Source organism: Oscillibacter sp. KLE 1728 (assembly GCF_934833455.1).
Classification (GTDB): domain Bacteria; phylum Bacillota; class Clostridia; order Oscillospirales; family Oscillospiraceae; genus Oscillibacter; species Oscillibacter welbionis.
Genome location: NZ_CAKVVF010000075.1, coordinates 1 through 10,026, shown reverse-complemented (window position 1 = coordinate 10,026; position 10,026 = coordinate 1). Strand labels below are relative to the sequence as shown.

General features: G+C 62.4%; 13 protein-coding genes and 1 other annotated feature. Of the genes, 8 read left to right on the top strand and 5 right to left on the bottom strand.

Going from position 1 to position 10,026, the window contains the following annotated elements; all coding sequences use genetic code 11:
• The 3 genes from rpmE to hflX all read left to right on the top strand — a co-directional run.
• A partial coding sequence (rpmE, locus tag QVE23_RS08700) for a 50S ribosomal protein L31 (protein ID WP_287967947.1) occupies window positions 1–174 on the top strand: 174 nt, incomplete at its 5' end.
• A 112-nt stretch (window positions 175–286) separates the two neighbouring features.
• Entirely contained in the window at window positions 287–799 is a 513-nt protein-coding gene (locus tag QVE23_RS08695; protein ID WP_119311049.1) for a flavin reductase family protein, read from the top strand.
• Window positions 800–808: 9 nt separating this feature from the next.
• Window positions 809–2,080 carry a GTPase HflX gene (gene hflX, locus QVE23_RS08690; RefSeq protein ID WP_136890659.1) on the top strand — a complete coding sequence of 424 codons (1,272 nt, stop codon included), beginning with the start codon at window positions 809–811 and terminating at the stop codon, window positions 2,078–2,080.
• Here hflX and QVE23_RS08685 read toward each other — a convergent pair.
• Window positions 2,022–2,273, bottom strand: a complete 252-nt coding sequence (locus QVE23_RS08685; protein ID WP_136890658.1) for a hypothetical protein — start codon at window positions 2,271–2,273, stop codon at window positions 2,022–2,024. The genes hflX and QVE23_RS08685 overlap by 59 nt on opposite strands.
• A gap of 98 nt (window positions 2,274–2,371) precedes the next feature.
• Between QVE23_RS08685 and QVE23_RS08680 the strand changes: the two genes are divergently transcribed.
• Together QVE23_RS08680 and QVE23_RS08675 are read left to right on the top strand one after the other, a co-directional pair.
• Entirely contained in the window at window positions 2,372–2,590 is a 219-nt protein-coding gene (locus QVE23_RS08680; RefSeq protein ID WP_021748733.1) for a helix-turn-helix domain-containing protein, read from the top strand.
• 26 nt (window positions 2,591–2,616) lie between these two features.
• Complete coding sequence (locus QVE23_RS08675) at window positions 2,617–3,261, top strand: YigZ family protein (RefSeq protein ID WP_287967943.1); 645 nt, start codon at window positions 2,617–2,619, stop codon at window positions 3,259–3,261.
• A 40-nt stretch (window positions 3,262–3,301) separates the two neighbouring features.
• On the opposite strand, the gene QVE23_RS08670 is transcribed toward QVE23_RS08675, so the two are convergent.
• Window positions 3,302–3,517: a heavy-metal-associated domain-containing protein gene (locus QVE23_RS08670; protein ID WP_021748731.1), complete on the bottom strand. Its 216-nt coding sequence runs from the start codon at window positions 3,515–3,517 to the stop codon at window positions 3,302–3,304.
• A 40-nt stretch (window positions 3,518–3,557) separates the two neighbouring features.
• Window positions 3,558–3,704, bottom strand: a complete 147-nt coding sequence (locus tag QVE23_RS08665; RefSeq protein WP_021748730.1) for a hypothetical protein — start codon at window positions 3,702–3,704, stop codon at window positions 3,558–3,560.
• 278 nt (window positions 3,705–3,982) lie between these two features.
• Between QVE23_RS08665 and nifJ the strand changes: the two genes are divergently transcribed.
• Window positions 3,983–7,510: a pyruvate:ferredoxin (flavodoxin) oxidoreductase gene (gene nifJ / locus QVE23_RS08660; protein ID WP_021748728.1), complete on the top strand. Its 3,528-nt coding sequence runs from the start codon at window positions 3,983–3,985 to the stop codon at window positions 7,508–7,510.
• Window positions 7,511–7,582: 72 nt separating this feature from the next.
• Here nifJ and QVE23_RS08655 read toward each other — a convergent pair whose 3' ends face one another.
• Both QVE23_RS08655 and QVE23_RS08650 read right to left on the bottom strand, forming a co-directional pair.
• Complete coding sequence (locus tag QVE23_RS08655) at window positions 7,583–8,371, bottom strand: GntR family transcriptional regulator (RefSeq protein ID WP_025544698.1); 789 nt, start codon at window positions 8,369–8,371, stop codon at window positions 7,583–7,585.
• A gap of 104 nt (window positions 8,372–8,475) precedes the next feature.
• The gene (locus QVE23_RS08650) at window positions 8,476–8,628 is read right to left on the bottom strand and encodes a hypothetical protein (protein WP_256264806.1); all 153 of its coding nucleotides are present in this window, start codon (window positions 8,626–8,628) and stop codon (window positions 8,476–8,478) included.
• Between the two features lie 141 nt (window positions 8,629–8,769).
• Here QVE23_RS08650 and QVE23_RS08645 point away from each other — a divergent pair, with 141 nt between their 5' ends.
• Window positions 8,770–9,054: a hypothetical protein gene (locus QVE23_RS08645; RefSeq protein WP_025544700.1), complete on the top strand. Its 285-nt coding sequence runs from the start codon at window positions 8,770–8,772 to the stop codon at window positions 9,052–9,054.
• Window positions 9,055–9,073: 19 nt separating this feature from the next.
• Window positions 9,074–9,319, top strand: a binding site (T-box leader).
• A gap of 71 nt (window positions 9,320–9,390) precedes the next feature.
• Window positions 9,391–10,026: tyrosine--tRNA ligase (gene tyrS / locus QVE23_RS08640; protein ID WP_287967942.1), on the top strand; the 636-nt coding region annotated here is incomplete at its 3' end.

The following is a 10,026-nucleotide window of genomic DNA, read 5'->3' as shown; positions in this document are numbered from 1 at the left end:
CAGACTACGATTACTTGCGCCTGCGGTAATGTGATTGAGACAGGTTCTACCAAGAAGGATATCAAGGTGGAAGTCTGCTCGAAGTGTCACCCCTTCTTCACGGGCAAGCAGAAGCTGGTGGATACCGGCGGACGCGTGGCCAAGTTCAACAAGAAGTTCGGTCTGGACAAGTAAGTCTGACACGTCACAAAAAGGGTCTGCCGGTTGGGCAGGCCCTTTTTTCATTTACTTTTCCGGCAAAAGCGCATATACTGTATGGTATCAATGAAGCGGAAGGAGCGTTTGCATGAAGCTGCATCCTGTGGAGTTGGAGCGTTTGACGCCGGAGATCCTGCATGTTTTCGGACGGCAGCCCCCGCTGCTGACTGCCGGAGACAAGACCGGCCTGAACACCATGACCATCGGCTGGTGCCAGTTGGGCCGGCTGTGGAACCTGCCGGTCTGCACAGTCTACGTGCGGCCCGAGCGATATACCTATCAATTTATGGAGTCCCACGATTATTTCACCGTCTCCATCCTGCCGGAGGAGGCAAAAAAAGTGACCGCCCTCTGCGGCAGCAAGAGCGGCCGGGACATGGACAAGGTGAAAGCGTGCGGCCTGACGGTCCGCTGGGGGGCCGGGGACGCGCCCTTCTTTGACGAGGCGGAGTGGGTCCTGGTGTGCCGGAAGCTGTACGCCCAGGACATGGACCCTGCCTGCGTGCTGGGGGAGGGGGAGATCCTGCCCTTCTACACGCCGGGGCAGGGCGGCTGGCACCGGATCTATGTGGGCCAAGTCGTGGAGGCCTATCAAAAATAAGGAGTTTGCATGGCAGAGACACAGGAAGTACGAGACAAAGTGGTGCTGGTGGGGTTGAACTCCCCGGTGCTGAAAAAAGAGGAAAACGCCGACGAGGACACCATGGAGGAGCTCTCCGCCCTGGTGGAGACCGCCGGAGGCGAGACCGTGGGGATTGTGCTGCAGAACCGGCCGTCCCCGGACCCCCGGACCTTCATCGGGGAGGGCAAGGTGGCGGAGGTGCAGCTCTACTGCGAGAACACCGGCGCCACCATGGTGATCTTCGACAACGATCTGTCCCCCTCCCAGATGCGGGTGCTGACGGAGCTGCTGGGCGTTCAGGTGCTGGACCGGTGCGGATTGATCCTGGACATCTTCGCCCAGCGGGCCAAGACCAAGGAAGGGCGGCTCCAGGTGGAGCTGGCCCAGTACCAGTATCTGCTGCCCCGGCTGACCGGCATGTGGACCCATCTGGAGCGGCAGGCGGGCACCAGCGGCAAGGGGCCCATCGGCTCCAAGGGCCCCGGCGAAACCCAGCTGGAGACGGACCGCCGCCACATCCGCCGGAAGATCGACAAGCTCCGGGAGGACCTGGAGGAGGTCCGCCGGGTGCGCTCCACCCAGCGGCAGCGGCGGCAGAAGAACGAGATCCCGGTGGTGGCCATTGTGGGCTATACCAACGCGGGCAAGTCCACGCTGCTGAACCACCTGACCGGAGCGGGCATCCCCGCCAACAACCGGCTGTTCGACACGCTGGACACCACCAGCCGCCTTCTCACGGTCAGCGACACGCTGGACGTGGTGATCTCCGACACGGTGGGGTTCATCCGCAAGCTGCCCCACCAGCTGGTGGAGGCATTCAAGGCCACGCTGGAGGAGTTGGAGTACGCAGATCTGCTGCTCCACGTCATCGACGTGTCCAACCCGGAGTGGCAGCAGCAGGCGGCGGTGGTGGAGAACCTGATCCGGGAGCTGGGGGCCGGAGAGCTGCCCCGGATCGACGTGTTCAACAAGTCCGACCGGCTGCCCGCCGGAGAGATCATGCCCCACGGGGCGGACATCTGCTCCCTCTCCGCCAAGACCGGCGAGGGTGTGGACAAGCTGTTGGAGATGATCGGGGAACGCCTGGACAGCGGCAGCCGCCGCTGTGTGCTGCACATCCCCTACGACAAGGGCGGCCTGCTGGACCAGCTGTACCGGGAGGCCAAGGTGGAGAACGTGGAGTACGGGGAGACCATCGCGGTCACGGCGGTGTGCACGCCGAAGGTCCTGGGGCAGATGGCGCCGTTCCTTGTGGAATGAGCGCCCCCAGGCCCGCCCCGGTGCGCAGGCCCAGCAGGAAGGCGTGGATGGCGGTGAATTCCAGGGTCTTGTCGAATTCCTCCCGGAATTGATATTCCAAGTCGCTCTCCATCAGGGACAGCCACATCTCATATTCTTCCTGGGGCGCCGCCTCCACATAAGGGCGGATATACCGGGGATAGAGCCATTTCATAAAATCTGTCATCCTAAAAATCACCTCGAATAACATAAAAAATGGCGTGTTTCTAAGTTTAGTATAATACCTAAAATTTGGCGTGTCAAGGGGGACGCATGGAATTTCAGGAAAAATTGCGATCGCTCCGAAAAGAGCGCGGAGAAACCCAGGCCCAGGTTGCCACGGCCATTGGAATTGGAGAACGGCATTACCAGAAATTTGAGTCTGGAAATAATTTGCCCAGTTTCCATAATCTGTGCGCCCTGGCGGACCACTTCGGCGTGTCCATGGACTATCTGGCGGGCCGGACGGACCGGCGGGACGTGTGGAAATGAGCGCGGAGCAGACAGGGAGGACGGCCATGACCACCTATCGGGTGCCCTTTGAAAACGGGGAGAGCGCGTTCACAGAGAAGCGATCCCGCTTTATCAGCCACATCTGGCGGGTGGAGACCGAGGCAGAGGCCCGGGAGCGCATCGAGGAGATGAAGAAGCGCTACTACGACGCCCGCCACAACTGCTGGTGCTATCTGCTGCAGGAGGGCGGCGTGGTCCGCTACTCCGACGACGGGGAGCCCCAGGGCACGGCGGGCCAGCCCATGCTGAACGTGTTCCAGCGGGAGAGCGTCACCAACGTATGCTGCGTGGTGACAAGGTACTTCGGCGGCGTGCTGCTGGGGGCCGGGGGACTGACCCGGGCCTATACCAAGGGAGCCAAGGACGCCCTGGACGCCGTGGGCATCAGCACCATGAGCCTGTGGACGCTGTGGGACGTGCCCTGCACATATCCCCTCTTCGAGCGGGTGAAGCTGGAGATCACCGCCTGCGGCGGCGTGGTGCGGGACACGGCGTACGGCGCGGACATCCGCCTGCGGGCGGCGTTCCCGGCGGGCGGGGCGGAACAGTTCGTTCCCCGCCTCACGGAGCTCTCCGCGGGGAGTCTGGCTATGGAGGCGGCGGGGGAGGAGTTTCTTCCAGGCCCCCGGGAGTCCGCCAACGGAACATAAACAAACCGGGAGCCGGCTTTTTGGCCGGTTCCCGGTTTTGTTATGCGTGTTCCTGCCGGACGTGGTAGCCCAGCGCCTGGATCTTTTCCAGAATGTCCGCCTGCCGGACGCCTGTGGCGTCGTAGTCCACCGCCAGCTGTCCGCCGCTGCTGACGCTGACGGAGGTGACGCCCGGCAGGGTGTCCAGCTCCCGCTTCAGCAGCTTCACGTCATGCCGGTCCGCGTTCCGGTCCAGGGAGACGGAAATGCTTGCCATTCGCTTCACCTCCCAGCTGTGGGGAAGAAGTCCGGAGTCCTCACAGGTCCTCCAGGTCTGCCGCCGGAATGTCGTTTTCCACGTTGTCCCGGGCCAGATCGGTGTCCAGCACCGGATAGACGCTGGGGATGGGCTTCTCCTGCTTTCTCCGCCGGGGGAGCTCTACCTTGCGGCTGTCATCATGCATTTAGATCACCTCCGCCCTAGCTTGTCCCGCGCCGGGCCGAACCATGCCGGAAAAAGCCGGAAAACAGCGGCAGGCACATGCCCGGCCTGGACGCAAAAGCGCGGCCGGGCACAAAAACTCCTGGGAAAACTGGGGAGATTGCCGTCCGCATCCGTGGAAAATCCGCGGGATTTTTCATAAATTCCATGGATTTGGACAGGAGGCATCCCCCTGCGGTAAAGTAGGAAAGGAAATCACGCTGTCCTCCCCGAGAGGATGGAAAAAAGGAGCGAGACCGCATGAGCCTCAAGAAATTCAAGACCATGGACGGCAACGAGGCAGCCGCCTATATCTCCTACGCGTTCACGGAAGTGGCGACGATCTACCCCATCACGCCCTCCAGCCCCATGGCAGACCACGTGGATGAGTGGGCCGCCGCCGGCATGAAGAATATCTTCGGCCAGCCTGTGAAGCTGATGGAGCTCCAGGCCGAGTCCGGCGCCTGCGGCGCCATGCACGGCGCGCTGGAGACCGGATCCTTGGCCACCACCTACACCGCCTCCCAGGGCCTGCTGCTGATGATCCCGCCCATGTACCGGATCGCGGGCTCCATGCTGCCCGGTGTCATGCATGTCTCCGCCCGGACGGTGTCCACCCACGGCCTGTCCATCTTCGGCGACCACTCTGACGTCATGGGCTGCCGCCAGACGGGCTTCGCCCAGCTGGCCTCCTCCAGCGTGCAGGAGTGCATGGACCTGGGCGCCGTGGCCCATCTCGCCGCCATCAAGGGCAGCATCCCCTTCCAGCACTTCTTTGAGGGCTTCCGCACCTCCCATGAGATCCAGAAGATCGAGGTGCTGGACTACGACGACATGAGCCGCCTGGTGGACTGGGACGCCGTCCGCCGCTTCAAGGCCCGGGCCCTGAACAGCGAGCATCCCACGGTCCGCAACACCGTCCAGAACCCGGACACCTTCTTCCAGCACCGGGAGGCCTGCAACGGCGCCTATGACCGCCTGCCCGCCATCGTGGAGGAATACATGAAGGCCGTCAGCGACCTGACGGGGCGGGACTACCAGCTGTTCAACTACTACGGCGCGCCGGACGCGGACCGGGTGGTCATCGCCATGGGCAGCGTCTGCGGCACCCTGGGGGAGGTCATCGACTACCTGAACGCCCAGGGCGAAAAGGTGGGCATGATCCAGGTCCATCTGTACCGCCCCTTCTCCGTGTCCCACTTCCTGGCCAAGCTGCCGGATACCGTCCAGACCATCTCCGTCCTGGACCGGACCAAGGAGCCCGGCGCCATCGGCGAGCCCCTGTATGAGGATGTGTGCACCGCCCTGGCGGAAGCCGGGCGCAGCGGGATCAAGGTGCTGGCCGGCCGGTACGGCCTCAGCTCCAAGGACACCACCCCCGCCCAGATGAAGGCTGTGTACGACAACATGGCCGGCGAGCAGAAAAACCACTTCACCGTGGGCATCGTGGACGATGTGACCCACCGCTCTCTGGACGTGGGGGAACACATCAGCACCGCCGGCGGCTCCACCATCGAGTGCAAGTTCTGGGGCCTGGGCTCCGACGGCACCGTGGGCGCCAACAAGAACTCCATCAAGATCATCGGCGACAACACGCCCCAGTACGTCCAGGCGTATTTTGAATATGACTCCAAGAAGTCCGGCGGCGTCACCAAAAGCCACCTGCGCTTCGGTAAGGAGTCCATCCGCTCTGCCTACTACGTCACCCAGGCGGACTTCGTGGCCTGCCACAAGCAGAGTTACATCCACTCCTATGACATCGTCCACGAGGTGAAGCCCGGCGGCACCTTCCTGCTGAACACCCTGTGGAAGGGGGAGGAGCTGGAGCGGAATCTGCCCAACCACGTGAAGCGGACGCTGGCCCGGAACCATGTGAAGTTCTATACCATCGACGCCGTGTCCATCGCCCAGGAGCTGGGTCTGGGCAACCGGACCAACACGGTCCTCCAGGCGGCGTTCTTCAAGCTCTCCGGCGTGCTGCCGGTGGATGAGGCCGTCCAGTACATGAAGGACGCCATCACCCACAGCTACTTCAAGAAGGGCGACAAGGTCCTGAACATGAACTACGCCGCTGTGGACCGGGGCCTCCAGTCCGTGGAGGAGATCCGAGTGCCCGACAGCTGGAAGGACCTGCCCGACGAGCCCCTGGAGCAGACTGAGGCCGCAGGTGTGCCGGACTACGTCCGGGACGTGCTGATCCCCGTCAACGCCCAGGCCGGCGACAAGATCCCTGTCAGCAAGTTCCTCAGCTTTGCCGACGGCGTGACGGAGGTGGAGACCTCCAAGTACGAAAAGCGCGGCATCGCCGTGGATGTGCCCCAGTGGCTGCCGGACAACTGCATCGGCTGCAACCAGTGCTCCCTGGTGTGCCCCCACGCCGCCATCCGGCCCTTCCTGTTTACCAAGGAGGAGGCGGAGCAGGCCCCGGCCGGCTGCATCACCCACAAGGCCAACGGCAGGGGGATGGAGAATTACACCTTCCGCATCCAGGTGGATCCCCTGGACTGCCAGGGCTGCGGCAGCTGCGCCGACGTGTGCCCCGCCAGGGAGAAGGCCCTGGTGATGAAGCCGCTGGAGTCCCAGATGCCGGAGCAGGACAACTGGAATCACTGCCTGTCCCTCTCCGAGAAGGCCAATCCTCTGGACAAGTTCACCGTCCGGGGCAGCCAGTTCCAGCGGCCGCTGATGGAGTTTTCCGGTGCCTGCGCCGGCTGCGGCGAGACCCCCTACATGAAGTTGATGACCCAACTGTTCGGCGAGCGGATGTACATCGCCAACGCCACCGGCTGCGCCCAGGCCATGTTCCTGTCCGTGCCCTCCATTCCCATGGTGAAGGACTCCGCCGGTCACGGACCGGCCCTGTCCAACTCCCTCTTCGAGAACAACGCCGAATACTCCCTGGGCATGTGCCTGTCCGTGGACCAGCAGCGCAACCAGGTCAAGACCCACGCCAAGGCTGCCCTGGACACCACCTCCGACGCTGCCCTGAAGGCCGCCCTGGAGAGCTGGCTGCAAGACGGCGACGACGGCGACAAGACCCGGGCCGTGTCCGACGCCCTGATCGCCGCCCTGAACCAGACCGCCGACTCCAGCGCCGACGTGCGGTTTCTGCGGGACAACGCCGACCAGCTGGTGAAAAAGACCATGTGGATGTACGGCGGCGACGGCTGGGCCTATGACATCGGCTACGGCGGCTTGGACCACGTGCTGGCCTCTGGCATCGACGTGAACATCCTGGTGGTGGACAACGAGCTGTACGCCAATACCGGCGGCCAAGCCTCCAAGGCCACGCCCATCGGTGCGGTGGCTCAGTTCGCCGCCAGCGGCAAAAAGACCCCCAAGAAGGACCTGGGCATGATTGCCATGAACTACGGCCATGTCTATGTGGCCCAGGTGTCCATGGGCGCCAACCCCGCCCACGTGGTGAAGGCCCTGAAGGAGGCCGAGGCCCACAAGGGCCCGTCCCTCGTCATCGCTTACGCCCCCTGCATCAACCACGGCATCGCCAAGAGCATGAAGGTGAGCCAGGCGGAGCAGAAGCTGGCGGTGGAGTGCGGCTACTGGCCCCTGTTCCGGTACAGCCCTGAGCTGGCGGCGGAGGGGAAGAACCCCTTCCAGCTGGACAGCAAGGCCCCCAACGGCAAGCTGCGGGAGTTCATGATGGGCGAGGTCCGGTTCTCCGGCCTGACCCGCACATTCCCTCAGATCGCCGAGCAGCTCTTCGCCGAGGCGGAGGAGCAGTGCGCCGCCCGGTACGCCCAGTACGAGAAGCTGGCGGCCCAGAAATAACTTTGCTGAAATCGACACTCCTATAAACGAAAGCGCCCCAGGGCAAAGCCCTGGGGCGCTTTCGTTCCGCCGTCAGCGGGATCCGGCGGCGTGAAAGGTGCGGTTGATGAGGCAGCGGCTGCAGCAGAAATCGATGTGCCGCTCCATGGCGGAGCGAGCCAGCTCCGGCAGCCCCAGGCCGATGGCGGAGCAGATAGCCACGTGCTGGGAGCCCATGACGATCAGATTATCCTTTTTCTGTTCCGTGGCAACGAACTCGCAGGAGCGGATAGACAGGTAGTGAAGGGTGCCCTGGAGGGTCTCGAACATGTCGATGAGATACTCGTTCTCTGTGGTCAGCACCAGCTGGTGGTGGAACTCCAGGTCGATCTTGGCCCGCTCGGAGGCGGTGGGGGCGGTATCCAGATCCTTCGCAAAGTCCTGCCAGGCGGACTGGAACTGGTCTGCCAGCTTCTGGAGCCTGGGCAGGTCAATCAGGGTCCGCTTCTGTGCGCAGAGGAAGGCCGCCTCTCCTTCGATGGCCCGCCGGGCCACGAACAGGTCCTCCAGGGACTCGCTGCTGAGGTCAAAGACGAAGTAGCTGCGGTATTTGCTGTCGCTGCTGCGGACGGCGGTCACCAGGCCGTTTTCCTCCAGCCGCTCCACCGCCCGGGTCACCGGGGAGGTGCTGACCCCCATCTGCTCCGCCAGCTTGGAGATGTTCAGCTTGCTCCCCGGCGGGATGGCGGAGGAGAAGATGGCCTTCTCCAGCAGTTCATAGACGATGTCGGAGATCTTGGCAAAGGGATTCTTCTCCTGGGCCGCTGTGATGTTCTGTGCGGTGAATCGGCAGCCGTCCCGCTGTCTGGGATCCTGGGGCATAGGGCACCTCACTTCTGAAAAATATCTGTATCCTATCATAGCGGCCGCGGGCGCGAAAATCAAGCCCGGCGCAGAAAACCGCGCCGGACCGGGAGGGGGCTCCTTCAGTCCCGGAGGTCTTCCTCCAGATTGATTTTGCCGTGGACCTGCTCGAACTCCGTGATACAGCGGCGGATCAGGTACAGAATCTGCCCGCTGCCTGTTCGTCCTTCATATTCCGCGATATAAAACAGCTTGTCATGTGTCTCCTTATCCATGCGAAATCCAAGATGACTGTCCCGTGGCTTTTTCATAGTAAACTCCATTTCAGTAGAATATAAGTTGATTTTAAGTACAAAACGAGTTACTATGTAAAAAGCGTACTAGAATATAGACACAAAATTTAGGGAGGTGTCAGAATGGACGATCTGGAGACGGCGGAGGCATACAGGCGGGAAGCGGAGTTCTATAAGGAGAAAGCGGAGGAGAACATCCGGTACAAGTACCTCTATCTGCGGCTCGGCGGCGAGATGTATGAAGTCCTGGAGATCCTGCGGCGGACACCCTGCGCCTGCGCCCCGCTTCAGGAGGCGGAGAGCCGTCTCCGCCAGATGCTGGAACAGGCGGATGAGGACGACTGCCAGAAGGGTGTATACGATTTCTTCCGCAAAAAGAAAGGCCGTCCACCCGTTGACAAGCTGTAAAAAATCGGCTAGAATACCTCTTACAGTGATGAAGCGGAGCAGTACCCGGGAAGACCGCCCCCAAGAGAGCCTCTGGTCTGGTGGAAAGAGGCGGGCAGGGCCCGGCGAATACACCGCGGAGCTGGCACCCAAACGGCCTTCGGCCCAGTAGGCGTGCTCCGGGAGCGCCCGTTACAGCGCCGCCGTGTGTTCGCACGGCCTGAGGCGTCTGCCCGCGAGGGCGGCGCGAACAGAGGTGGTACCGCGAGAACTTCTCGCCCTCTGTCCCCTGGGGGACAGAGGGCGTTTTTGATACCTGTCCCAGATTTCACAAACGGACAAAAGGAGAGACAAATCATGCAGATCTACGAGGAACTGAAGGCCCGGGGGCTCATCGCCCAGGTGACGGACGAGGAGGAGATCCGGGAGCTGGTGAACAACGGCAAGGCCACGTTCTATATCGGCTTTGACCCCACGGCGGACAGCCTGCACGTGGGCCACTTCATGGCCCTGTGCCTGATGAAGCGGCTGCAGATGGCGGGCAACCGCCCTATCGCCCTGATCGGCGGCGGCACCGGCTATATCGGCGACCCCTCCGGCCGGACGGACATGCGTTCCATGATGACGCCGGAGACCATCCAGCACAACTGCGACTGCTTCAAGAAGCAGATGGAGCGGTTTATCGAGTTCGGCGAGGGCAAGGCCCTGATGCTGAACAACGCCGACTGGCTGCTGAAGCTGAACTATATCGAGCTGCTGCGGGAGGTGGGCGCCTGCTTCTCCGTCAACAACATGCTGCGGGCCGAGTGCTACAAGCAGCGGATGGAAAAGGGCCTGAGCTTCCTGGAATTTAACTATATGATTATGCAGTCCTATGATTTCTACCACATGTTCCAGACGGTGGGCTGCAACATGCAGTTCGGCGGCGACGACCAGTGGAGCAATATGCTGGGCGGCACGGAGCTGATCCGCCGCAAGCTGGGCAAGGATGCC